Source organism: Arthrobacter sp. 'calajunan' (genome assembly GCF_046940185.1).
Taxonomy (GTDB): domain Bacteria; phylum Actinomycetota; class Actinomycetes; order Actinomycetales; family Micrococcaceae; genus Glutamicibacter; species Glutamicibacter soli.
This window is the reverse complement of the sequence record NZ_JBKZDY010000001.1, coordinates 330,224-355,095: the sequence shown is the minus strand read 5'-3', so window position 1 is coordinate 355,095 and position 24,872 is coordinate 330,224. Positions and strand designations below refer to the sequence as shown.

At 55.4% G+C, this 24,872-nt stretch carries 17 protein-coding genes and 3 pseudogenes; 5 read left to right on the top strand and 15 right to left on the bottom strand.

The window, feature by feature from the left end; all coding sequences use genetic code 11:
- Positions 1–452 precede the first annotated feature (452 nt).
- Positions 453–1,220 carry a hypothetical protein gene (locus RF641_RS01595; RefSeq protein WP_424572296.1) on the top strand — a complete coding sequence of 256 codons (768 nt, stop codon included), beginning with the start codon at positions 453–455 and terminating at the stop codon, positions 1,218–1,220.
- Between the two features lie 337 nt (positions 1,221–1,557).
- Here RF641_RS01595 and RF641_RS01590 read toward each other — a convergent pair.
- Positions 1,558–2,369: pseudogene (locus RF641_RS01590) on the bottom strand (ISL3 family transposase); the annotation flags it as partial.
- A gap of 487 nt (positions 2,370–2,856) precedes the next feature.
- Between RF641_RS01590 and RF641_RS01585 the strand changes: the two are divergent.
- Positions 2,857–3,369 (top strand): annotated as a pseudogene (locus RF641_RS01585) (transposase); the annotation flags it as partial.
- Between the two features lie 905 nt (positions 3,370–4,274).
- Here RF641_RS01585 and RF641_RS01580 read toward each other — a convergent pair.
- The 8 genes and pseudogenes from RF641_RS01580 to RF641_RS01545 all read right to left on the bottom strand — a co-directional run bounded on the left by RF641_RS01580 (position 4,275) and on the right by RF641_RS01545 (position 12,672).
- Entirely contained in the window at positions 4,275–5,360 is a 1,086-nt protein-coding gene (locus tag RF641_RS01580) for a hypothetical protein (RefSeq protein WP_424572295.1), read from the bottom strand.
- Positions 5,360–6,022, bottom strand: coding sequence for a hypothetical protein (locus RF641_RS01575; RefSeq protein ID WP_424572294.1), 663 nt, complete (start codon positions 6,020–6,022; stop codon positions 5,360–5,362). The genes RF641_RS01580 and RF641_RS01575 overlap by 1 nt, the downstream gene beginning before the upstream one ends.
- On the bottom strand, positions 6,019–8,112 hold the full coding sequence (locus RF641_RS01570) for a glycosyltransferase family 2 protein (RefSeq protein ID WP_424572293.1): 2,094 nt from the start codon (positions 8,110–8,112) through the stop codon (positions 6,019–6,021). Before RF641_RS01570 ends, RF641_RS01575 begins: the two co-directional genes overlap by 4 nt.
- A complete protein-coding gene (locus tag RF641_RS01565; RefSeq protein ID WP_424572292.1) occupies positions 8,109–8,444 on the bottom strand; it encodes a hypothetical protein in 336 nt (111 codons plus the stop codon). Before RF641_RS01565 ends, RF641_RS01570 begins: the two co-directional genes overlap by 4 nt.
- 138 nt (positions 8,445–8,582) lie before the next feature.
- Positions 8,583–9,749: a nucleotide sugar dehydrogenase gene (locus RF641_RS01560; protein WP_424572291.1), complete on the bottom strand. Its 1,167-nt coding sequence runs from the start codon at positions 9,747–9,749 to the stop codon at positions 8,583–8,585.
- A gap of 62 nt (positions 9,750–9,811) precedes the next feature.
- Positions 9,812–10,597 (bottom strand): class I SAM-dependent methyltransferase, encoded by a 786-nt coding sequence (locus RF641_RS01555; RefSeq protein WP_424572290.1) that lies wholly within the window; start codon positions 10,595–10,597, stop codon positions 9,812–9,814.
- Positions 10,598–10,811: 214 nt separating this feature from the next.
- Entirely contained in the window at positions 10,812–11,471 is a 660-nt protein-coding gene (locus RF641_RS01550) for an acyltransferase (RefSeq protein WP_424572289.1), read from the bottom strand.
- A 155-nt stretch (positions 11,472–11,626) separates the two neighbouring features.
- Positions 11,627–12,672 (bottom strand): annotated as a pseudogene (locus RF641_RS01545) (IS110 family transposase).
- A gap of 172 nt (positions 12,673–12,844) precedes the next feature.
- On the opposite strand from RF641_RS01545, the gene RF641_RS01540 reads away from it, so the two are divergent.
- Together RF641_RS01540 and RF641_RS01535 are read left to right on the top strand one after the other, a co-directional pair.
- Entirely contained in the window at positions 12,845–13,135 is a 291-nt protein-coding gene (locus RF641_RS01540) for a transposase (protein ID WP_424572288.1), read from the top strand.
- 4 nt (positions 13,136–13,139) lie between these two features.
- Positions 13,140–14,078: an IS3 family transposase gene (locus RF641_RS01535; protein ID WP_424572287.1), complete on the top strand. Its 939-nt coding sequence runs from the start codon at positions 13,140–13,142 to the stop codon at positions 14,076–14,078.
- Positions 14,079–14,159: 81 nt separating this feature from the next.
- Here RF641_RS01535 and RF641_RS01530 read toward each other — a convergent pair whose 3' ends face one another.
- Both RF641_RS01530 and serA read right to left on the bottom strand, forming a co-directional pair.
- Positions 14,160–15,374, bottom strand: coding sequence for an integrase catalytic domain-containing protein (locus RF641_RS01530; protein ID WP_424572286.1), 1,215 nt, complete (start codon positions 15,372–15,374; stop codon positions 14,160–14,162).
- 185 nt (positions 15,375–15,559) lie between these two features.
- On the bottom strand, positions 15,560–17,155 hold the full coding sequence (gene serA / locus RF641_RS01525; protein WP_424572285.1) for a phosphoglycerate dehydrogenase: 1,596 nt from the start codon (positions 17,153–17,155) through the stop codon (positions 15,560–15,562).
- Between the two features lie 1,233 nt (positions 17,156–18,388).
- Between serA and RF641_RS01520 the strand changes: the two genes are divergently transcribed.
- Positions 18,389–20,011: a glycoside hydrolase family 16 protein gene (locus RF641_RS01520; RefSeq protein ID WP_424572284.1), complete on the top strand. Its 1,623-nt coding sequence runs from the start codon at positions 18,389–18,391 to the stop codon at positions 20,009–20,011.
- A 244-nt stretch (positions 20,012–20,255) separates the two neighbouring features.
- Here RF641_RS01520 and RF641_RS01515 read toward each other — a convergent pair whose 3' ends face one another.
- Genes RF641_RS01515 through RF641_RS01500 form a run of 4 tightly spaced genes read right to left on the bottom strand, consistent with a single transcriptional unit; the run spans position 20,256 to position 24,772 of the window.
- On the bottom strand, positions 20,256–21,833 hold the full coding sequence (locus RF641_RS01515) for a lipopolysaccharide biosynthesis protein (protein ID WP_424572283.1): 1,578 nt from the start codon (positions 21,831–21,833) through the stop codon (positions 20,256–20,258).
- The gene (locus tag RF641_RS01510) at positions 21,826–23,088 is read right to left on the bottom strand and encodes an O-antigen ligase family protein (protein WP_424572282.1); all 1,263 of its coding nucleotides are present in this window, start codon (positions 23,086–23,088) and stop codon (positions 21,826–21,828) included. Before RF641_RS01510 ends, RF641_RS01515 begins: the two co-directional genes overlap by 8 nt.
- Positions 23,089–23,105: 17 nt before the next feature.
- Positions 23,106–24,065 carry a glycosyltransferase family 2 protein gene (locus tag RF641_RS01505; RefSeq protein WP_424572281.1) on the bottom strand — a complete coding sequence of 320 codons (960 nt, stop codon included), beginning with the start codon at positions 24,063–24,065 and terminating at the stop codon, positions 23,106–23,108.
- Positions 24,062–24,772, bottom strand: coding sequence for a CDP-alcohol phosphatidyltransferase family protein (locus RF641_RS01500; RefSeq protein WP_424572280.1), 711 nt, complete (start codon positions 24,770–24,772; stop codon positions 24,062–24,064). The genes RF641_RS01505 and RF641_RS01500 overlap by 4 nt, the downstream gene beginning before the upstream one ends.
- Between the last annotated feature and the right edge of the window lie 100 nt (positions 24,773–24,872).

Below are 24,872 nucleotides of genomic sequence, written 5' to 3'. Positions count from 1 at the left end.
ATCGGACCCTTCAACATGCCGTACTAAACCCGTGTACGCTAAACCATCTGCCAACCCCATTGAGTCCTTAATTCTCCAGATCCAGCGTGAGCAACTATTCGGGAAAACATGAACCTCAAGACAGGGGCAAAGTTTTTGGCTAATAGATGGAAAGACATCTACACTTATAAACGTCGCCCTAGTTCTGTGGATAGAATAAGGTCGCCCCCCCCCTTTTGGGATGAACGGGTTAGAGAGAACCAATTTTCTATCGCATAGTTACCGGACTATCCAGTCGGGTCCGACTGAGTGCGTTTAAGAATTAGTTTGATTGGAGAACTCCATTGTCCGAACAGCAAATACCACAAACCGGAAAGACTGATCCCTACGGGATTGCAACCGTTCAACTGGAAACTCTGGAAAACTTTAGTCCATCTGAAACATCCTCGGCCTCAAGGTATAGATTCACGTTCATGAACGATCTTCATCTTGATGCATTACTCGTCAATCGAAAGAGTGACACATTGGTCGTTTCATTGCACGGTGCCCTAGACCGTAAAAGGTATAGACTCCCGCGATTTGAACGTCTTGCATCGATCGATCAGTTTAGTGTGAGTGCTCTATACATCAGCGATCCCTCGCTTTGGGTGGATGACGAGCTCACCCTTGCTTGGTACGCAGGATGGCCGGGCATGGACCTTTACCCGCGCTTAGCGACGCTTATCAACGATACTGCGAAAGCGATAGATGCAAAGAATATTGTACTGACAGGAAGTTCCGGCGGTGGATTCGCGAGCTTGCAAATCTCTGCTCTAATCGACAAATCCCTGGCTATCGTCTTCAATCCACAAACATCAATATACGCCTATGAACATCCAAAATGGCCCCACATGCCACAGCGCTGGCTCCTTCGCAAAATCTGGAACAACCTCCCTGGTATCGATCCGGAAAAGTTCGACTTCTCTTACGATTGGACAGAACAGCTAGGCGATCGACTTTCGGCAGTCCGACGGTATATGTTGCCCAGAAAGAACTATGTATACTACCTCAACAATACTCAGGACACCCATCACTTAGACAAGCATTTTTCACCTTTAGCTAAGGTGCTAAGGCATGTAAACTCGGATCACTTTAGGGTCGAGAACTACGTGGGCGGAGAAGGCCATCGGCCACCATCCCCTTATGAATTCCATAGTGGGCTCACCAGTGCTGCGAGCTGGCGAGGATTCTCCCTAAGTTAAAGATGAAGCTTGACGGTACCTTTATTCTCGCAACTGGGTTTGTGTTTTCGTCGCCCTATAGATACTGAATCGCACCACTTCGGTAATATGCAAATCAGGTGATACCTAAGGGTACTAAGTGGCAAGCATTTCTTGATCTTCCGCTTGGTCCACCGCATAGTTATTCCAAGCAGTATCGGGCGTCTGTGGCTTTTTCGCCCCGCATCGCCGTTCGAACCCTACGGCGTGTTCCGCCCAAACCTTTTGCAAAGAAATGAGCCTGAGGCTCCCCGCAATTAGTAGACTCTCATGCCCCGGGTTTAATAGGCTCTTAAGAGTTCAGCGTGGTGCAGGATGCTCAGCACGGCCGTAGCCCCGCCGTATACGACAATATCCGACGCCGATAATGACCATGATTCCGGTAGCCTCGACCGATCCGTTTCAGGTTCTTCGCCGTCAGATTCGCCGCCTCACTCCGCGCGTTCGTCAGCCTCGTTCGGATGAAGACCAGCAGCTAGCTGCGCCACGCGGCCAGTGTGCGGAACAACGACTTCGCCTTAACCATTTTCGTGGCCTTCACGGATTTCTCCAGCACCGCCCATCGCGACTGGAACTCATGGATATCCCTGGTTTTCAACAGCTGCCGCACGTGCTCCTTGATCCCGTAGACCACCCCCAGTTCGGGATCTGACTCGAGGATCAGCTTCAGGCGTTCAACCTGCGTGATCGACAGGTTCTCCAGATTACAGGTCAATAATTTCCGGTACTTGTAGGCCGGATCCGCCACTCTTCCTCGGCGTTCATGCACCTCGTGGGAACGGCGCCGGCGGACCCGGGTGATCATTAAATTCGCGCGGGCAATCACATGAAAATGGTCCACGCTGATCTTCGCCTTGGGCAAGGGTCTCCCGCACCGGCTTGCGGAACTCGGATGACATGTCGATCGCCACGACCTGCACCCGCTGGCGCCAGTACCGCGGCCGGGACTTCAACCAGCGTTTCACCGTGGCACCGCGGTGTCCGTCCACGATCTCCAGGATCGTGCCGGTATCCAGGTCCGAGAACACAATGGACCACGGATCGATCCGCACGACTTTCCCGCTCCGACCGCGCGCGTAGCGGACCTTGCGAAACCGGTGCTCGTCAATGCTAAGGGCGCCGAACGAACATTGTCTAGCAGACACATTTGAAAGCGCCTATGCACCGAAGCGGTAGCAGAAGTGAGTGGATCGAATAGCTCCTATCAACCTTAGGGATGTCCCCGACATGCTAGACAAGGACCTGAAGCTCAGTCATCGCCGCTGCTGGCCAGTGTCGCTGGTGCAGCCATCTGCAGCCGGAACCGTCCTTGCCAACGCTTGCAGATCAAGTTGGAAAAGCACGTGCGGAGACCTGCTTATCAAGCCGAGCCTTTCTAGGTTTGAATAGCAATAATTTGCGCGTCTCGGACGGTTTTCGCCTCTCGTCGAAGCGGATCCGGCAAATCCAGGAAGTAACGGCGAGCGATTGGGATTCCACTATGAACGTCAACAACCGAGTAACGGTCTGAGCAGAGATTTTCGCACTGCAGGCTAACTCTGGACGGCGTTCACGAGGCACTACCCAATTCTTACAGCAGTGCTATCCGATACGCGCACAGGTGCTACCAAATACCTCTGCTAAACACCGGTTCGCCTCCTATGGCGACCGCAAAGCGGTCAGCGCCCAGTTGAAGAGCATTTACACGGCACCGAGCATCGAATCAGCTGCGAAGGCGTTGGATGATTTCGAGGCCAGTGCGCTGGGGCAGAAGTATCCGTCGGCGTTGGGCACGTGGCGCAACGCGTGGGAACGTTTCACCCCGTTCCTGGAGTTCGGCCCCGAGCTGCGCAAGGTCATTTACACGACGAATGCGATTGAGTCGATGAACTACCAGCTGCGCAAGGTCACCAAGTCCCGGGGGCACTTCCCGTCCGATGCTGCGGCGGTGAAGATGCTGTGGCTGGCGATCTGCAATATCGAGGACAAGCGGGCCAGGGAGCGGTTCAAGGATGCGCAGAAGAAGGGCCGCACCCCGAGGGCCGGCGCCGGGTCGCATCTGGTGGAAGGGGGCGGGACGAATGGCTGGAAGCAGGCGTTGCAGCAGCTGGCCATGGCCTATCCGGAGCGCATCGAGCCGTATTTGAAGTGAGTGTTACGAAGGCCTGAATAACTGACGTGACTAGGGGCTTACACAAACACTCTGACAGGCTCGTTGGCGACGAATACCCGGTGGATCGTTCTGGGGAATACTGACATGCGGAAGTTGAAGCATGACGAGGCCCGAGCAGCTACCGATTATTGGGAGTAGTTTCGACGCAACCCACAGATAGGTAACGCTCAGGCGCTCGCTCATCATCGAACTGTCTCAGGCTGACGCCTGAGCCAGTAGCATCTGACCGGAATCCGGGTACCGACTGGCCGGACTCGTGGTACCCACTAACCGTATTTAGCAAACAACTCCTATTTTTCCAGTTCAGGTCACCTATTCTTCTTTTAAGTCAGTTATTGACTGCCGTTGTCATGAAATACCCGGGCTAACCAGCGTTTTTGACACAACTACCAACAGCTCCGAGCCTGCTGCTGGTAGTTGTGCACAAAATTCTGAGATCCACTGTCCACGAAGTGATGAGTTACTGTGTCCACGATGTAGCGAGATTACACACCATCTGACCGGAGTCCGGGTACCGACGGGCCGGACTCGTGGTACCGACTAAACGTATTTGGCACCACGTGATCCTATTTGGCACTTATGGAAGGTACTAAGGAAAATCTAAAGACTTTCTACTAAAGATTCCACATTCGTTGACTGTATCGTTCGCACATCGCCAGTTTGCGAGAACGATTACAGATACAGACTTCTTGTTTCCAGATCCTGAAACTAGTGTTGTTACTATGTCTTTCTTGTCGACGAATCACGACCTTAACATATAGTTACGTCGAGATCCCGAATGATCCCAAGTAAAAACAGCACTCTTAGTTTAGCTTCGTAGAGATAAACAATTAAATCAACACCATTAGGCTACCAAAAGAAATATATTCGTTGCGAACTAATATTTATAACCGAATTTCAAGGGCATCATACATAGAATTACGAACCATAGTTTCATTTCGATGCAGACGACAAGAATCCCGAGCAAAGCTGACGGTATCATCGTAATCACCGTGTTCAACGATTTGGGCAATGTCAGTGGCGACATCTGTAGCTTCAAAACGAGGGCAGCCGTGATCACCAAAATTACTCCAGATACCAGCACGGAGGTTCTGCCCAGTTTGAACGCCAACTAACCCTTGGGCCCCCACACCGACAGTCAGCGTACCTGCTGCTAAAGCGCGGACGCCCCCCATACCTGCGACGCATGCTGCTACGGATCTATTCATTCGTCGCGGTACTTCATCAGGTTCAACCCAACCGGAAAAAACGATTTGAACGTTCTTCAATGAATCAAGACCGTCTCGGAACGAATTGTGGAACTTGGCACGTAACGGACCATCTCCCATCACGTCTAATGTCCATTCAATGTCAGGATATAGGCGCGCGAACGTCGAGACCGTCTCGATGGTTGGACGGATTTGATTCACCTTGTCGGGCGATAGTCGCGCTGCTGTAACTATAGAACCAGCGCCACCACCAATCTTTTCGGCCAGGGGTAACAATGGCATGTCGAAGACTTGATCAGGTACGCCATTAGGAACCACACAGACTTTCCACGGTTCAACCTTACCGACACGTACGACAAAGTCTTGAACAGAAGGACTAGCGACAAGAACATTTCGAACGTATGGAGACCACCTATCTACCTGATCCAAATACGCCCCGTGGATCATGTGATAGACAGGAACTGCCGTCAAAGCAGACATTTTTAGGGCCAAGTTTCTCGCTAAAGGGCCGTGAGAGAATATCTTACTCCACGGTCCGGAAGCCATAACTCGATCAACTGATTCTTGCCAATTGCTCCAATCAACTTCAATAAACTTCGCACCAGTCGAAAGAATGCGTTTCTCGAACACCCCACTTTGACCAGCAACGATGACATTCCATCCAATAGCTTGCAGATCCAGCACCGAATGATAAACCCATTCGTGGAGCCCACCCCATTCTGCAACTGTACGTACAGGAATCAGGATATTGTTATTTATCATTAAACTTCTCCGACCACCAAATTAATCTCAATGCTTTGTAGTAGCTCCACTAAGCGACTAAGTTCCGTGGCAGTAATATCGCCACACAGATCTTCAGGAAGACTGATTCTAGAAACGCTTAAATCACTGGCGAAAATGATGGCCAAAGCAAGTCGAGACCAAAGTCTGGGAACTGGATTACCGGCACATACTTCTGAACTGAAAAGATAGGAATTCGATGCCATCTGAATAGCTTCGAAGTCCATGAGTCGACCAGCAAATTTATCGGTTGGCAGATCGACAAACAAAAGCCTTTTTCGGCCCATTTTATCTTCAACAGAATCTAACCTGGAAAGATCTGATTGCAATACGAGCTCGACACCACCACTCAGATAAGCTGGCGGCGATTTAACTACATTGCTGATTGAAACAAATTGTTCGTTCAGGAATAAGTTAATCGCAGAAGCGACTCGACTCGAAACATCACGGCCTACATCAAGTGTGTGTGCGATCGCATTACCCACGAGTAGGATGGATGCCACTGCAATACGATCACCAGTTAACTGACGCGGATGCCCGTGGGCAATAAATTTTGGACCATAATTCTCTGGCCTTCCATATATGTCTCGTACAAATTCTAGATGAAATTCTCCCAAAGGAGATAGAACAGGTTTGACTTTCATCGATTCTCACCCAAGAGTTCTTTCCAAACGATATCGAGATCCACGCTTCCAGAAGTAATCACCAGTGCATCATTCGCTTCCGAATCAAGCTTGTCCAAATAATTGAATGCATATTTCTTATTGCTAAAACCAAGAAGGATCCGGCTATCCCGCAAATGAGGCTCGTAATTAATTGTCAAGTGACGAGCCAATATCACGCCGTCTATTTTACAAACTTCTTCTGGATTATCGACTTCCATGCGAATGCTCAAGATGACTCCAGACGGACTCAACTTTTTTACTTGATTAAGTACTTGAGCGATCCGCGACGAGATATCGACATTTGAAGACTCGATACTTGGTGATATATCGTAATCATGTGTCACTTCCGGACGCTTTTCGAATGTGAAATCACAACCTACGAATCCACTCTCACGAACGCGAACCATATCACTCCAATCAAGATCCGAAGCGCCCCCAAATTCTAAAGTTGACTTATCAGTAATCAAATCCTGTTCGGCAATGATGTGGGTGAACTTATCATGAATGTCCAGTCCCAAAACTTTTTTGCCAACGAGACCAGATATTTTGAGATTACGTTTGACTAGATGATCGGGAAGATATAAGCCAAAAATTTCGAAGAGGTTATTCGAATTAACAGGCTTGGGGAACTTAAGCGCTTTACCGCGTTCGACACTCGCGTGGTGCGCTTTAGCCGTCAGTGGGAAGTTAGAAGCATACTTCGTCAGAATAGCTGCGCTACGTTGACGCCTAGAATCGGTAACGCTAACCTGCGTCTCGTGGATGCGCCTGATGAATAGGACCTTCTCAGTATGTTTCCATGTCAGACCGCTCATCAGGCTTCTAACAGCAAGATTGTGATCCACGGAACTCGTTAGGGTCTCGTCATACCGCAACGTCCTGATGACAGCAGTTGGTAGTAGCCAAGTCGCGTGACCTGGTGCCTGCCCGCTGTACGCAATTAAATCCTTGCTGAAGTCATTTTTTGTTATATGAAGAACCATATCGCCGGATGTGTTCTGGAAGTTCACCCAAGACCCATATGTCGCTTGTGCATTGGCAGTAATCGAAGAAATACTTGTCTCGAGCCGCCATGGAAGCATGATGTCATCATCATCGTGAACAGCAGTGTAGAAGCCTCTTGAGTTTTCTGCTGCCAAATTTCTAGCTCGACTAATGCCGGTGGGTTCCTGATAGATGTATTTTATTCTAGGATCGTTGAAGGATTCCACGACAGCTTGAGTGTCGTCGTCGGATCCATCATCAACCAAGACCACTTCCCAGTCTTCAAAAGTCTGGTTCTGAATCGAATATAGGGAGTCTCTAAGATATTCTCCGCGGTTTCTAGTAGCTATTGCAACACTGACTAATGGTCGCCGCGCGATTTTCGGAGCGCTCCAAGAAGTTAAGTTGCGGTATATTGATACGTCGCTGGCTACCAAAGCAATCCGGCGATTGATCTCCGCGATGGACACCGAGTCACTCGCTTCCGCCATGACATTTAGCAAGCTGTTTAGATCTAAGGCGAAATAGCAAGGCTGGAGCTCTTGTGAGCAAGCACCGGCACGCAATAACCTTGACATCAAATCCATAAACAGCACGGATTTAAATGCCGGTCTCTCGTCAAAACCTCTTATGCGCATGAAAAGGCTTTTCTTAAGAACTAATAGAGACGGATTTTCGTTTGCATGCTTTTTTGAAAAATCCAAGTCGACTAAGTTATTGAGAATGAGCTCATCATCAAAGTTTGGCGGAATGATCGGCAGACGCGGAGGGACAGTCACGAAGGATTTCTCCTGAAGCCCATCCAGGCGGGAGGCACCCTGCTGAACAAAGTTTGGAAGGACGAGTCCTTGACAAACATAGATGGTAGAATTATCCGGGAGTTCTGCAATTAGTGCATTGAATATTTGCGCCCTATTATACTCTTTCGGAAATGACTTTACATTCTTGGATACATAATCATGTTCCTCGCTTATGCCGATTGTTACAATAAAATCGGAAGGGATTGATTGATGTACAATCTGGCAAGCTCTTCTGATTACTTCCGAACTTTCCGATTCAAAGGCGAAAATTATATACGAACTCACGACGTAACCCTTCCGGAAACAATCACTTTTTCCTCCGCGTAACCAAATGAATCTACTTTGGCAGAATATTTGAGTTCCCTGAAGCTTGGCGCTGGTAACAAAGTTCGCTTTTTAGCCCAAGGAACAGAAACAAGTTTTATTTCAAAATTATTAAATGGAACTTCAGACTCGATAGGCTTTAGGGCGCAAAAACCTTCCGATATTTCATCCGGAAAATTCACGAACTTCTCGTCCAAAGCAGACGAGTAGTACGCGTTAAATAACGCGGAGTCAATTAATCCATCAGAATCAAACAGACGCACGACAAATATCCATTCTCGCGGATTTTCCACCGATCCTTCTATTTTCGCGGCCGTGAGCAATCGGTTTGTATTTCCGGGTAATTCTACCCTCATCCTTATCCTCTAATCTCGCATATATTAAAAGTAAATGTTTGCAGGGATGTCCTGCCTTAATCGTATTTTGAAAAATTAGTCAGTACCATAAATATCTCGTGAATAGACTTTCTCGGCCACCGACTCCAGATCCCGTGATCTACGGTTGGCAACGATCAGGTCAGAACGATCAGTGAATTCTTGGAAATCCACGATGACCTTTGAATGAAAAAATTCATCATCTTTCAAATTGGGTTCATAGACGACCACCTCTATACCCTTGGCCTTAATCCTTTTCATGATGCCTTGAATCGCAGATTCACGGAAGTTGTCTGATCCTTCCTTCATCACAAGACGATATATACCTACAGTTTTTGGCTGCTTCCGCAAAATATCATCGGCAATGAAATCCTTGCGAGTTCTGTTTGCTTCGACAATTGCCGAAATCAGGTTCTGTGGCACAGAACCGTAGTTCGCCAGCAGTTGTTTGGTATCCTTAGGCAAGCAGTAGCCACCATAGCCGAATGACGGATTGTTGTAATGTTCTCCAATACGCGAATCCATTCCTACGCCGTTAATTATATGTGCAGTGTTTAAACCTCTTGAAACTGCATAAGTATCCAATTCATTAAAATACGCAATTCTTAGGGCTAGATACGTGTTTGAGAAAAGTTTTACTGCTTCTGCTTCTGTTGAATCAGTAAGTAGGACCGGTACATCTTTTTCCTTACTACCTTCCAAGAGCAACTGAGCGAATTTATGACCGTGTTCTCCCCTGTCACCAACTACGATCCGTGACGGATGCAAGTTATCGTAAAGTGCTCGTCCTTCCCGAAGAAACTCCGGGGAAAAAATGATTTTCGCCGCCGGGTAATCTATACTAATTTGCTCTGTGTAACCCACAGGGACCGTGGATTTGATTACTATGCACGCGTCATGATTTTTGGCCAGCGACTCTGATATAACAGAATCGACACTAGATGTATCAAATTGATTTGTTTCTGGGTCGTAGTTCGTCGGAGTCGCAATGACAATATAATCAGCCTTGGCGTAGGCTTCAACCGCTTCTTCCGTAGCACGTAAGTTTAAGTTTCCATTTTTAAGAAAAGATTCTATTTCAACGTCTGCAACTGGTGAAAGCTTCGAATTAACCATTTCAACACGTTTTGGGTCAATGTCGAGAGCGACAACGTTGTTGTGCTGGGCTAAAAGGACAGCAATAGACATACCTACATATCCAGTGCCAACTACAGTGATGTTCATACAACAACTACCTGCTTATCTCTTTATGATTGCATCAATTTATCGATTTTGAATTAAAATAACTATGTCTGGTGCATCGAGTATTTTAGCCAGGTACTACGCCCTATTGATTCGTGCATGGCCAACTGGCCGTCTTTGTGTGAGTGGCTGCACTCCTCGATCCAGTTATCGATAATACGCTGTTCTTCTCCTCGATCGGTATCGTCTAACACAACCATCGAATTGTCTGCAAGCTTTCTCCGCAAGACAGGGAAGGCAGGAAATCGAGATTTTGGACCCTCGTTTCCCGGGGGGCCATCCACTACTAAAAGATCAATGAGCTCCTCGTTACTCAAGTACCGGTTAATTTCATTTAAGTCATACCATTTTTGATTATTACCTAAACCACTGGTCTCTGTTAACTCCGCTAACACTATGTCAACATATTCACACAGACCCAACTTCTTGAGTGTATATTCGGTAATTTTTTTATATCTAGGGTCATGATCAACGGATATCAGGCGGCCCTTGCCAATCTTTTCAAGGGCCAGAGCTAGCCAGCTCGTAGAAACGCCGCTACCAAGTTCGACGATGAGTGGATTTTCAATTTCGGTGTTAAGTATATAATCTACGAGTGACGCAATTACCTGGTATTGCATCGACCATCCACCGACCGGAGGCATGTATCTAATAGGGGTGAGTGCCGAAAGTAAATAATGGTGAGCTGCGGATTCAGCGGCGCCTTCCATGGTCGCAAGACGTAGCCGCACGCCCCAACCAGAATTAAAACGCTCACTCATCTCTGTTTTGTGTAATATCGTTTCTATTAGGTCAATATAATTTTTAGTCTCGAATTCATCTTCAGACAATTTACGCCCCTAAGAATATATAACGTTGTCAACTATAACTCGCCCTCGAGACGAGTCATTGCAATTTTCCTTACGATTTGGCTGGGAATAAGTCTGCAAATCATTAGTTTTTCGGGGAATTCAAAAGTCCGGTTGAGAAAAACGGCCGAGTTAAAGCAGATTTATTTCTTGTTATTTTAAAATATAAATCTAGTTTTTGAACGTATTTGCACATTTATCCTTCTGCGTTGTTATATCTTGAATCACTGCAGTCAGCTCCTTTCGAAGCCGATTTTGGATCAAAAGGATCAATCAACTCTGCAAACTCATCGAAATCCTTGATTTGGCGTACGACTCGCGCGGGGACCCCAGCGACTAGGACATTGTCTGGCACGTCGCGGTTAACGACAGCACCAACGGCAACAATCGAACGTTTCCCTACATTCACGCCACCCATTACAGTTGCCCCGGCACCGATCCAAGAGCCCTGGCCGATCCTAATCGCGTCTTTTTTTGGCGTGCCAGTACGACGGGTCTTATGTCCGATTTCATGAGTATCTGTAATGAGTCGAACAAAGGGTCCCAAAGAAACATCGTCTTCTATCGTGACTAGAGGCCGAATGTAGCTTCCCTGATTTACGAATACGCGTTTCCCCACAGTGACGGGACCTGTCCATTCTCCACCACGCCACACTTTCGTATGGTCGCCGAGACAGATAGTAGCATTCTCCCCGCTCACCAGAACTGTAGAAGAATCGACAAAAACATTGTCACCCTTAATCGTCTTTTTGCCATGCTGAGGGGACCTAATGGCAGCAACAGCCGCTGATAGCTCGTCCACTTGCCTTCGAAGCTCGACGATTTCGTCTTCTAGCGTTAATTTTTCCTTAGTCACTAGCGAATAATACCAAAAATGCCGGCGAAGACTGTGTATAGATGTTTTTGGTTATGATTTTTTCGTCAAAGACAATCATCACGCATCGCTATTGAACTATCGCGAACTCGGAGAGTTACTTTGTCTTAGCTGTCATGACCCTTCTATGACTACTGTCAAGCCATATTCACCTGCAACTGACGATAGATGCTCCGAGCGATATAGCGCTTGAGGATCCGTTTGATTTCTTTCGGGCTCAAGCCTTCAGCCGTACGTTTCTCAACATAGCGTTTCGTCGCGGCGTCATGCCCCATCCGCGTCCGCGCGACCACGTCCAACGCCTTGTTCAGTTGCCGGTCTCCATGACGGTTTAGCCGGTGGCGTTCATGGTTTCCCGACGAAGCCTGCAACGGAGCAACACCAGCCAGAGCGGCAAACGCGTCTTCAGAATGAGCACGCGCACGGTGAGAATAGGCCATGAGAATCCATACTGTGGTCACAGGTCCTAAGCCGAAGACCTGCTGCAGTTCCGGGGCGAGTTGCTCATCGAGCTCAGACATGGCTCAGCTGTTCTCCTTCAGCATCTGATCAGCAGCCATGATGCTTGTCGCCAAGAACTTCGCTTCGTCCCGGGCGAACTTTTGATCGATCGTGTCAGCTTCATGTTCTCTCCACCTGCTGACCTGCTTGATCTGGCGGATGCTCAAAGGCTTACGGGCATCCATTCCCAGATCGTAGGTACGCAGCAGCGCTGAGAGCGAGTTACGGTTCACGGTTCGTTGGGCATCGATCCGTGCACGGCTAGCCGAGAGGATGCTCAATGCCGCTCTGGCGCCTTCATCACGGGGTTGCAGCAGCTTGCTGATGTCTTTCGGCAGCAAACTCAGGCTGCGGCGGTCGCGTCGATTTGGTCGGATTTCCCTCGGCCGGCCTGGTTTTTTCTCCGTGGCGGGTTCGCCTCGACGACTGCTACCTGGTGCTCGGTCAGGGCGTGGGTGATCGTCGCCCCGTAGGATCGGGTTCCTTCGACTGCGGCGATGCACCGCCCTTCCGTATTGCGCTGGATCCAGGCGGCGGCTCTGTTCATCCCCGGGGCGCTGACGGGGAAGGTTTGGCAAGCTTCCCTGCTGCCGGTTCGGGTGTTGATGATGGCGTAGGTGTGGGTTCGTGCGTGAGTGTCGATTCCGATGACGTAATCGTATTTTTCTGCCACGATGGTCATGACGGTTTCGCCTCCTCCAACCAGTTGGTAGCCGTTATGGTTGGCACCGGCGCGGGTGGAGTACTTGGCAGGCGGATCTCTAATGAGTCACACGCCCAGTCAGGGTGTGGACGACCTTGAATCGCACCGGGTTTAATAGAGGCAAGGAAATTGGAAAAGGAACACTTCTCTCTTGCCGATCAAATACACCGACGAACTCAAGACCCGCGCCGTGGACCTTGTGATCCATGCGCAGGCCGATCCAGGCACAGCTAATGGCGCCATCCGACGCGTGGCCAAGGCGCTGGGCCTGAGCAGTGAAACGCTGCGCACTTGGGTGCGCAACTACAAGAACAGCGGCGCGATGACGCCGGCCCAGTCCATTGACCTGGAAGCCGAGAATAAGCGCCTGCGCGCCGAGCTGGCCGAGACCAAGCGGGCCAATGAGATCCTGAAGAGGGCAGCGACTTTCTTCGCGGCGTGAGCTCGTGGTGCCCTTCAAAGTAATTATTGATTTTATCGATCAGCACAAAGACGAGCTCGGGGTCGAGCCGATCATCCGCGCGTTGCAAGGAACCCGCGCGCAGATCGCCGTGAGCTCGTATTATGCTGCGAAGCAACGGCCGCCGTCGGCCCGCAGCGTTCGCGACGAACAGCTACTGCCTAAACTGCGTGCGGTCTATGAGGAGAACTATTCCTGTTACGGGGTACGGAAAATGTGGCATGCCATGAACAACCAGCATGGAGATCAGTTCGGGACGATTGCCCGGTGCACCGTGGAGCGGCTCATGAAGATCACCGGGATCGATGGGGTGCGGCGCAAACGGAAGAAGCCTAAGACCCGTTCAGCGGACCCGGAATCGTGTCCGGTGGATCTGGTGGATCGCCAGTTCACCGCAGCAGCCCCCAATCGGCTCTGGGTCGCTGACATCACCTATGTTCCGACTCACGCGGGGTGGGTCTATGCCATGTTCATTCTTGATGTGTTCAGCCGTGAAATCGTGGGCTGGCAAGTGACCAACCACATGCGGGAATCCTTGGCCAGGGACGCTTTGATGATGGCCTTGGCAAGGCAATACAGGGATGGCGAGGACGTGACCGGCCTCGTGCATCACTCAGATCGTGGGGTGCAATTCCGGCCCATCAGATACGGGCAGGCGTTGGCCGAGTCCAACGCGATCGCTTCGGTGGGTGCCAAGGGCGATTCGTACGATAATGCCATGGCCGAGGCGCTCAATTCGGTCTACGAGGCGGAGCTGATCGACCGGAAGCAATGGTCTGGACAGGTTGAGGTCATGGCCGAGACCTCCAGGTGGGTTGGCTGGTACAACTCCCAGCGGCTGCATTCGGCACTCGGATACAGGCCGCCGGCTCACGTGCATCAACAGTGGACCGAACGGTCGCAGACGGACGTTGCGGCTGCTTAGAAAACCAAGTTAAAGAGTCTCTACAAAACCCGGGGGCGCCTTGCCTCATGTCAATATGCTCGCGAAAACTCACTGCGTGCCTCACCTAAAATGCTCGCGAAAATCCACTCCGCCGGCCCTCGCCCGCAGCTTGGCCCGGGTGATCAACTGGCCTTGCAGCTGGTTGATCCGCCGGGTGATCTGCGCAGGGTTCAACTCTTGATGAACGCCCGCCAGGGCTCGGGCATGGTCCTCATCCATGGCCCCGAGATCCAGTAGCCGCTGATAGGCGGTACGCGGTGCGTCGTAGGTGCGCTTGCTGCGCCCCGAACGGGCCGTGCCGTAGCCATTGGCCTTGACCATGGGCAGCAGGTGGTTCTTGCGCCATCCCACCAGTTCCCAGAGCTCGTTGAGGATCGCCAGTTCCTCAGGTCCCTCGTACCGGTAGCGGAAGGCATGACGGCGCACCCAGTCCCGGTTGCGCTGCTCGACATGCGCGTTGTCGTTGTGCTGGTAGGCCCTGGCCCTGGTCAGGTCGACGTGCTGCTGCTCGGCCCACTCGATCAGCTGGACATTGATGAACTCCCCGCCGTTATCGAAGTCCAACCCGGTCATGGGGTAGGGCAGGGACTGCACCAGTGCCTCGATGCCCGCCACGACGTTGCGGTGGGCCCGGTTCCTCACCGCACAATTCGCGGTCCAGCCGGTGAACACGTCGGTGAGGGTGATCGAATACAGGAACTCGCCCTTGAGGCTGTGCCCGCAGTGGGCGACGGTATCGACTTCGAAGAACCCGGGGGCTTGCTCCATCGGGGTGCCCGACCAGCGGATAGGGATCTCGGAGCGCAGCATCGCCCCGGGCTTGGTGGAGGACAGGGAATCCGCCGGGTAGCGTGCATCGCGCACCGGTTTGAGGTAGCGGTCCATCGTGGCCGCGGACATGTTCAGCAGCTGGTGGCGGACCTCGTCGGTGAGCAGGTCGGCGTGGGTTTTCAGCTTGCCGAACCGTTCGAGGCGTTCGAGTTCATCGGCGATGATCGCCGCGAGGTATTTGCCGCAGGACTCTCCTGCCAGGGTCCAGATCCGGGTCAGGAGGGTAATGGTGGCCGGCTGGTAGGTGCGGGGCCGGCGCTTGGGCAGCGCCACGGGTTTCTTGCCGGTGATCTTGCTGATTTCGGTGGTGACCCGGCGCCGGACGTTGGCCCTGGACCAGCCGGTCGCGGCACAGAGGTTATCCAGGAGGATGCCTTTTTCACGTTTGGTGGCCTTGGCATACTCCAGGGCGAAGCCCGTGGCGATCTGGTGGCGTGTTGTCATCGAGAGCCCCTGTTTCATTTATCCAGCAGAGCGCTGTGCTCGCGGGAGCGCCAGAGGTTTCGCGAGCAAAAATAAGTGAGGCATGGGCCTTGTTTCGCGAGCACTTTTAATGAGTCAACGCGGGGGCTTGACACTGCCCCAGCGATGGTAAACACTGGGGCAGCATACGTTTAATAGAGGTCGATTTACTCTGCCAGGTTAATCTCTCGTGCGACGCTGGCACCGATTGCGGCACCCACAACATCGAGCACACCGTGGGGCAATGCTGAATCGATATTAATCACGGCTAGCGCTTCAGCACGGTTCTCGTCTCGCGAAACCTGCATGCCGGCGATGTTGATGCCCTGCTCGCCCAGCACGTTGCCCAAGGCTCCGACAATGCCAGGTCGGTCGGAGTAGCGGACAACAATCATGTGATCCGAGATTGGAATTTCGATTTCGTGACCATTGATACCCACCAGCTTTTCGATCTGCTTCGGACCGGTGAGAGTTCCCGCTACTGCCAGCTGGGCACCTTCATTGCTTGAGCCCTTGATGGTTAGCTGGTTGCGGTATTCAGGTGAATCCGTGGTCTTGATCAGACGAGTTGCCACACCGCGCTGCTCGGCCAGTACCGGGGCGTTGACGTAGGAAACCTGGTCTGAGACCACGTCCATGAATACGCCCTTGAGTGCGGACAGTTCCAGTGCCTTGACATCCAACTCGGCGATTTCGCCAGCGACAACCACATCGATGCTGGTCAACGATCCGGTGGTGAGCGCGTTGAAGATGCGGCCGAGCTTCTCGATCAGCGGGATGCCCGGGCGGACGTTCTCGTCGATCACGCCGCCAGCGACGTTCACAGCGTCCGGCACGAGTTCACCGGCCAGCGCCAGGCGTACAGACTTAGCGACCGAAACGCCGGCCTTTTCCTGAGCTTCGTCGGTAGATGCGCCCAGGTGCGGGGTGACGGTGACGTTGTCGAATTCGAAGAACGGCAGATCGGTGCTTGGTTCGCTGACGAAGACGTCAATGCCGGCACCGGCAATCTCTTCGTTCTTGAGTGCTTCATACAACGCGTCCTCGTCAACAAGTCCGCCGCGGGCTACGTTGACTACGTAGGCGGTGTTCTTCATCTTGGCGAAGGCGTCCTTGCCGAGCATGCCCAGGGTCTCTGGGGTCTTCGGCATGTGGATGGTGATGAAGTCCGCTTGCGCCAGAAGCTCGTCAAGGGTCACCAAGGTTACGCCAAGCTGCGATGCGCGTGCCGGGGTCACGTACGGGTCGTAGGCGATGATATCCATGCCAAAGCCCTGCAGTCGGGCTGCAACCAGCGCGCCGATGCGGCCAAGGCCGATGATTCCGGCCTTCTTTTCGAACAGTTCCACGCCGGTGAACGAGCTGCGCTTCCATGCACCGCTCTTCAGTGAGGCGTTGGCGGCAGGGATGCGGCGAGCCAGCGACACGATGTGGCCGACGGTGAGTTCGGCTGCCGAGATGATGTTCGAAGTCGGTGCGTTGACGACCATGACGCCAGCTTGGGTTGCAGACTTGATATCCACATTGTCCAAGCCGACACCTGCCCGGGCGATGACCTTCAGGTTCTTGGCTGCTGCGATGGCCTCAGCATCGACCTGAGTGGCGGATCGGACGAGAATGGCATCGACGTCGGCGATAGCTTCGAGCAGCTGGGAGCGGTCTGCTCCGTCGGTCTGACGAATTTCAAAGTCGGGGCCGAGTGCCGCGACGGTTGCAGGCGAGAGCTGTTCGGCCAGAAGTACGATTGGTTTGTTGTCAGACACGGGTGTGGCACCTTTGCGATTTCATTGGGCTGGTGGCTAGCGTGGAGCCCTTCAAGGAAGAACGCCAGTATTCAGACTAGCCCTTTCGCCGGGGTCTTCAGCCTTGAATTCGCGCATGTTACGGAGCAAAGATCCGTTTTGTGAAAGTTTTCACGAACAATCGACACGAGGCGGTATCTTGTTGCACTTGCCCTTACCCAGCCACACTTTCCAATCAACTACGAGTTTCGTCGGACTATTTCGGCGCTGCACTCATAGCGCGTTCAGCAGAAGCGATATCGGTCAGCCACGCGCTGCTGCCATTTGCCCCTTTCCTCATTGGGCACTGCAAACTGGCCAAGAGATTGTTCCATGCTAAGCAAGGAGACTCAGTCTAATGCCGACTCTCCACCCGCGTGAGGCTACTGACCATCACAGACAAGAGGACTTCGGTGGACGAGCTTGCGACAAGTGTCTGATTTCAGGCAACCGTTCAGCTCTCCGCCACACCTGCTGACCGCCGCATAAACGCCGCGCAGGCAATGAGTCGTACGGCTCAGCCGGCGGACGGCACTTCGCCTGCTCTTCGATGCCCAGCATGAACATAGCAGTTTCAGCCGACATGTCCGTGAGGCCGATTGATTGTGCATTTGTGCGCGTATCGGGCGCGGGTGCATGCTAAACGTATACGTACCATTTCGGCGCTGCGCTCTATATTCAGGGAGTAGACCCGCCCCAGAACTTCTCGAGGCCGCGTCACGACAACCGAGAGGGTCCTCCGTGGCTACTCGTCACTCACGGCCCCCTTAGTACCAGGCCTCAGTTGACCATCAGTCTTTGAGTAGCTCGGCCACCAGACATATCTACGTAAGCCAGGACGCATTGAGATGTGAATTGTCTTACCCTTGGAATCCAAAATAGAACGTCTCTTGAGCTTTTCCTGAGCATCTTTGCTAAGGTACTCCCGCACTTCTCAAGTTCTTCGAACGCCACTGGTCAACATTCTTTTCACATCACGCATCAGAGAGCCCATCGTTACCAAATCGTGTTCCTAAAGACTTCAAATCTCGCGATTTTCTGGCTTTAAAACCATCTTTATAACGATTTGCTAACGATATTCATAGCGTGCAACCATGATTCTCGACCGGTGCGAAGTGATCCCCCAATGACTCGTACCTTCCCCGTCCCCCGAGTTTGCAATGCGGATAGACCCGTCGCAGGCTCCTAGCTAGTCCTATGATTTGAGGCTTTCCTTTGACCACGATCGATAACGAGGCCCCCATCTCGCCACGTCGTCCCAGCAAGAAACGCATCGCCCAGACCGTTGCAGCCACCGCCGCCCTGGCCACCGCGTTCGCCGTCGTATCCCCCGTCATTGGCGACACTGCCGCCGCCGATGCAGCCTCGACCTACAAGGTCGGCAAGGCCATTGTTTCCGATTCCATGAGCCGTACCCAGTCCTCCGGTTGGGGCAAGCACTCGTCTTCCGTTTCGTACAGCAGCACCGGCACCGAGTTCTCCGTCAATGGATCCCGTGCGCTGATCGCCCTGCCGGCTTCGGGCAAGACCAAGGCCGTCAATACCAACTACAAGCTGCAGGACGTTGTTTCCACCTACAAGGTGTCAACCAACAAGCTTGCTACCAGCGGTGCCGGCATCTACTCATCGTTGCTTGCCCGAAAGTCCGCAGCTGGTGACTACCGCGCTACCCTTCGCGTCTCACCGCAGGGCGTCTCCTACCTGGAGCTCAGCCGGTGGACCCCTGGCGGAATGAAGCAGCTGAAGACTCCCGTGAAGCTCGGTTTCAAGGTCGCTGCCAACAAGCAGGTCAACGTCAAGCTCGAGGTCACCGGCAAGCCATCGGTCAGCGTTCGTGCCAAGGCCTGGCCGGTCGGAAGCACCGAGCCTACCAGCTGGACCACTGCTGCCACCGATTCCTCCAGCGAGGCACTGACCAGCGCCGGCACCGTCGAGGTCAGCGCCTACCGCGGCAGCAACAGCCCGGTAGCCACTCTCTCCTATGACGACCTGGTCATCTCCCCGATGACTGCCACCACCACGTCGGCCCCAACGACCGTCGCCCCAACCGTCCCGACCACTCCGCCAGCCTCGTCGTCCACCGGCTACGTTGCAGGGTGGGGCAACCCGGTATGGCAGGACGAGTTCAACGGTTCGCTGTCCAAGTGGACCGTGCGTGACGATGCTACCCATGGTGTCCTGTCCTACGACCGGGCCATCATCAAGAAGGAGAACGCCACCACCAAGGATGGCGTGCTGACCATCCGCGGCAAGCGCATGGACAAGCCGGTCGTCAAGAGCGGCACCCGCGCGTTCTCCACCGGATACATCGACAGCATCGGAAAGTTCTCGCAGAAGTACGGCCGCTGGGAAATGCGCGCGAAGCTGCCACTGACCAAGGGCAACTCCAAGGGCATCTGGCCGGCATTCTGGCTGCGCCCGGATGGTGCCAAGACCGGTGGCGAGATCGACATCATGGAGGCCTACGGTACCCCGATCAGTGCCAACACCTCATTCGATCCGTTCAACCGGAGCGAAGGCACGCTGCACTACGACCAGACCGGCAAGAGCAAGACCAACTCGTGGATTCCCGTGACCGACCTTTCCGGCGGCTACCACACCTGGACCTTCGAGTGGACTCCGGAGGGCATGACCTGGCTCTTCGACGGCAAGCCATTCAAGACGGTCAAGCGTGCAGGAAACGCAGCCTACGAGAAGGCTTTCGAAACGGCGGCCAAGTTCCACATTCGCCTGAACACTCAGTACGGCTCCCCTTACTGGGGCATGCCTGACTCGACTACCAAGGACACCGCGGACTTCAAGGTCGACTACGTTCGTGCCTGGGCCTACAAGGGTTAATTCATTTGACCTTCGCCTCAGCTGTCGCACCGGCTTAGCAGCTGCGCGTCGGCTTGCTTGAGTCGCCGCTGCCGCGTGCAGTGCACCGAGTTTTGCTCGGCTGGAAATTCCAGCCGAGCAGAACTCTTTTAACCACCCGGTTCGCGTGTCCAGCACCTGAGGTGGGTCTCCCCCGCTTTCCTCGGCGTGCCGTCCTGTTCACTGCTTGGCCGCCTCTCCCAGCGGGCCGCTGACCTTGGCATACTTAGCCGGCGGCGCGATCCGCCGCCGGGGCTCGGCGCTTGCGGACCCCCTGCATCAGCTGGCTCAGGACTGCTTCCAGCCCGAGCCGCCTGCCAAACTTCACGCACACCAGGACATAGATCGGCAAGGCTACGGCCAGGTGCAGCGCGGCAACAAGGAGGCTCGGCTCGAACAGCACACGCCAGAGCAGCCCACCGGCCCCGAAGATCAGCAGGCTGAGCGCGGCCAGCGGAATCAGCTCGCGCACGGGAGCCCCAAGGCGCAGGGATCGTGCAACCTGCACGGTCGCCAGCGCGCAATCGGTCAGGGCGGCGAGCGACCAGGCGGTGATGGCGCCCATCAGCCCCCACAGCGGAACCAGCCACAGGTTGAACAGCAGGGCAACGGCCAGGGCGCTGAGCTTGTTGCCCAGTTGCCAGCGGCTCTTGCCTCCCATGAGCAGCACGCTCTGCACGCCCCCGGCCGAGACCACCAGCATCATGACCAAGCTGATGACAGCCAGCGGCAACGCTCCCCGGGCGAATCCGGCGCCGAACAGGGAGAGCACGCCTTCCCCGAAGATCGCCAGCGTGAGATAAAAGGGCCAAGCGCACCAGACCAGGAGTTTCGCGGTGTTGCTGAACAAGCGTTTTGCTTCCGCATGATCCCCCACTGCCAGGCACGCGCTGAGCATCGGGCCGGTTACCAGCCGCGCGGTATGCTCCAGCATGACGCCCAGACGCACGCACCGGTTCACCGCGCCGTAGATGCCGGCGGCGGCCGGTCCGAGGAAAACAGCCACCGCAATGACGTCGATCCACTCCAGCAGGGTCTCCACCAGGGCGCTGACGCCCCTGGCCGAGGAAAAGCCCCAGAATTTCCGCACTGGGGTATCAGGTTCCGGCACCGCTTTGGGTCCCGGGGCGGGGTAGTTCTCCGCAGAACTGAAGCGCGTGATGGCCAGCCAGGCCGCCACCCCCGCCAAGGCCGCGGCGAGCAGCACCGGAAGTGCATACGCGGTAGCCAGCTGCAGCAGGCTCCCTCCCAAGGCGATCGCCCAGGCCACCGCGCCCAGGCGCAGTGCCGGCAGCAGCACATTCTGGATGCCGCTGAAGCTGGCCACGCGCCCCATCCCGCGCATGGCGCCAAACCCCAAGTTCATCAGGGCGGCGGGAACCAGCAGCAGCGCCAGGACCTGGATCACCTGGGCCAGCCCCGGGATCCCCAGCGCCTCCTCTAGGGCGGCGGCGGCCAGCCAGAGGACGCCGCCAATCAGTGCCGCGAAGCCCGCGACCGGTATCCCGGCGATGGCCGCGGTACGCCGCAGGTGCTGGGCGGTGCCCACGGCTCGCTGGGCCGCCAGCGTCCGCACGAGCCCCGTATCGGCACCGAGGGTGACGAACACGCTCGCAATGGAGAAGAAGGCCATGATCTGGAAGAAGAGTCCGGCACCTTTTTCACCAATTTGATTGCCCACATAGAGCGTCGTCCCGAACGCAAGCGCCGCACCGCCCAAGACGCTGGCAAAGGTCAGCACCGTGGTGCGTGCCGTGCTTTGCTTCTTCAGGAAAGGACTGCTCGCCAGTGCCCGGTCACTCATGGGCGCCCACGTACCTTTGCCGCAGCAGCACCGTCAGCACGGTCGTCAAGACCGCCAGTTGGAGCACGGAAAGCCCGTAGAACGGGATCAGGCAGATGCCTCCGAGAACCGATGCGTGCAGCCACACATCCGGGACCGTGGATTGGCGCCAGGTACGCAGCAGTCCCCCGGCGAAGAAGTAGAGGAAGAGCGCCAGTCCTACGAACCCGTAGCAGAACATCAGGGTCCAGAGGAATCCCTGCGAGCCCAGCGACACCCCGATGGTGGGGTCGATGCGAGGGGTCCCGTGGCCCAGGATGGGGGCCTGCAGGCTTTGTTCCCATGTCTTCGCGTACAAGGCCAAGCGGCCGCCCGTTGAATCACTGTATTCCTGGCGTCCCAGGATCCCGCTGACGGCTCCACTGGCCACCAGCGCAACTGCCAGGGCGGCAACCCCGGAGAAGATGATGGCGACCATCCGCCAGTGACCGAGCCCCAAATGCCGGAACAGCGCGTAGGCCACGGCGATGGCCAGTCCGACGAACATTCCGCGGTTGCTCGTGGCCACCGCCGGGATGAATGAGAGCGCCAGGATTACTCCGAGGAGCACGGACAGCGCCCGGTGGCGCATCATCGCCATCCGGGCCACGATCACGGGCACGAGCATGGCAAACGCCGCTCCCCAGCTGTTGGCGTAGGGGAAGGGCGCCGCCGGGCGGACGAAGGGCTCCGGAGCGCCCCATGGCCGCTGGACCTCGGCCAGGGCCGGGGTCACGAGGTTGCGGACCAGCTCATTCGAGGTGACGGACCCCGGAAGCACTGATCCCAGCACGGTATTCAGCCTGGTTTCCGGGATCATCAACGCCAGGAAACCGAGCCCGACGATCGCGATCCAGACGATCACCAGGTAGTTGACGATGCGCTCCTTGGGCAAGGAAGATCCGGCGTTCGCCACGTAGAGCATGCTGACGCCGGCCAGCACGATGTCCATGGCACGCAGGCCGAAGCCCATCAGGTCCCCGGCGCCCTGCACATTCACCACTGCCGCAGCCACCCAGATGATGAACAGGAACCACGGTGCCACGCCCGGCAGGATGATGACCCGTTTCGAATTCAACAGGTAGAAGGCCATGATGGTGGCCAGGACCGGCGGCAGGACGGGGACCGCCCCCAGGAACCACCACACCGGGAAGGCCGCAAACAGCGCGAAGATCGGCCAGCGCGGCAGGGCTTGCCGCTGCGCTGTCCCCGGCAGCACCGCTCCCGGCGTTGCCAAAAGTTGCCGATGCGAGGTCAAATGCCTCGGCCCAGCTTCTGCATCTGCCGCACGAGCCACCCGGCGTCGACCAGTCCGGTTGACACAAGCAGCGCCGCATAGGCGCGCAGCTGTTTCCAGTCCCGCCGCAGGGCGCGTCGGGCCCACTTCCGTGCCAGCTGCCGGCGGCCCAGGGCGGCCTGGGCGAACGCGACCTGGCCGGCGATCCGCGCGGTGCCTTGGGGGCTGCGCTCGAATTCCGGGAACTTGGCGAGGATATAGCTCAGCCCGGCAGCGATGTTCTCCCAGCGGCCGGCGAAGAAGGACGGCCGGTCCCACAGCACGCCCACCAGCGGCTGCTGGGTCGAATGGATGTCCCCGAAGCGCGTGGCGCGGATAAGCAGATCGTAGTCCTCGCCGTAACCGGCAGGAAGCTGCTCATCGACCAGCCCTACCCGGCCCACCAGGTCTTCGCGCCGATACAGCATCGTCGAGGGGTGGATGGCCGTGACCCGGGAGCGCAGGAAATTATCGAAGGTCACCTGGACGGGCGGCGTGCGGACAATGTTCGTGCCGTCGGTGCGGATATCGATGCCGCTGGCAATGGCCACCGCCTGCGGCGCCTGCTGCCACGTTGCCATCTGCTGGGCCAGCTTGTCCGGATGCCAGTCATCGTCATCATCGCAGAACCCGATCACGTCCCCCTGGGCGGCCAGGATGCCGGTGTTCCGCCCGCCGGCCAATCCCGGTGTCCGCGCATTGGCCATCGTCACGAGCCTGCGGCCGCGGGGAACCTCGATGTCGCTGAGCGGGTCCACGGAAATCTTGTCGAAGACCACCACGACCTCGATCGGCCCCTCGAAGTTCTGGTCGAGAATCGACCGGACCGCCTTGCGCAGCAGCTCGGGACGGCCGCACGTCGTGATGACCGCGCTGACGGCGGCAACCATGCCGCGTTCCTCCAAAACCTGGCCTGCCTCTTCGCGATGCTGCTTCATTTCCCAAGCCCTTTCAGGTGCATGTATTTCCGGCGCGCCGAGATTCCGGCGAATATCAGTCCAAAGGCGAAAAGGATCGCGTAGCAGGCCAGGAACAGCGCGGGAGATCCCCACAGCACGAAGACCCAGCACATCACACCCGTATCCACGGGAAGGATCATAAAGGACCAGAGCACACCCTTCTGCGCTCCGGCATGCTCCGCGTTCTCGCTCCCGGCCGCCGCTGTGCGGGCCGCGTGGCTGCGGCTCAGCTGCTCGGCTAGGATCTGGCTGGTGAAATGGCCCACCGCCAGCAGCGCGAAGGCCAGGGGCAGGTAGCGCAGCACCGATTCAATCTCGAACGAACGCTGGAATCCCAGGAACACGGCCAGATGCAGGGCCGGGGTGCGGACCGCGTCGACCACATGATCAAGCCATTCCCCGGCGGGGCTGCCGGTGCCGGTGGTCCTGGCCACCTGCCCATCGGCCGAGTCCATGACGTACCCGAGCGCCAGCAGGGCCGCGGCGGCCAGGCCGGTCCCCCAGCCGGCGGGCAGCGCGACCAGCAGCAGCAACCCGGCGGCGCTGGAGCAGGCGCTGGCCAGCGTGACCGCATTCGGCCCCAGGCCCATCGCGACCGCCGCGGCGGCGAAAACCCGTGCGGCCCGGCGGTTGAGCCAGCGCGTATACGCCGGAACCCCGTCACCGAGTTTTTGCGCATGGTCCAACTCGTTCAGGACTTCCCTAAATGATGGGCGGCTTCTGGCAGCCGCCCATGCCTCTCTCGTTCCCACTGTTCCCCCAAAAATCTTTCCAGTGCATCGCTGC

Excerpts from the sequence above, each read along its gene's own strand:
- RF641_RS01595 (WP_424572296.1), top strand. The coding sequence starts at position 453 with ATGAACGATCTTCATCTTGATGCATTACTCGTCAATCGAAAGAGTGAC.
- RF641_RS01580 (WP_424572295.1), bottom strand. The coding sequence starts at position 5,360 with ATGATAAATAACAATATCCTGATTCCTGTACGTACAGTTGCAGAATGG.
- RF641_RS01575 (WP_424572294.1), bottom strand. The coding sequence starts at position 6,022 with ATGAAAGTCAAACCTGTTCTATCTCCTTTGGGAGAATTTCATCTAGAA.
- RF641_RS01560 (WP_424572291.1), bottom strand. The coding sequence starts at position 9,749 with ATGAACATCACTGTAGTTGGCACTGGATATGTAGGTATGTCTATTGCT.
- RF641_RS01530 (WP_424572286.1), bottom strand. The coding sequence starts at position 15,374 with ATGACAACACGCCACCAGATCGCCACGGGCTTCGCCCTGGAGTATGCC.
- RF641_RS01515 (WP_424572283.1), bottom strand. The coding sequence starts at position 21,833 with ATGAGTGACCGGGCACTGGCGAGCAGTCCTTTCCTGAAGAAGCAAAGC.
- RF641_RS01505 (WP_424572281.1), bottom strand. The coding sequence starts at position 24,065 with ATGAAGCAGCATCGCGAAGAGGCAGGCCAGGTTTTGGAGGAACGCGGC.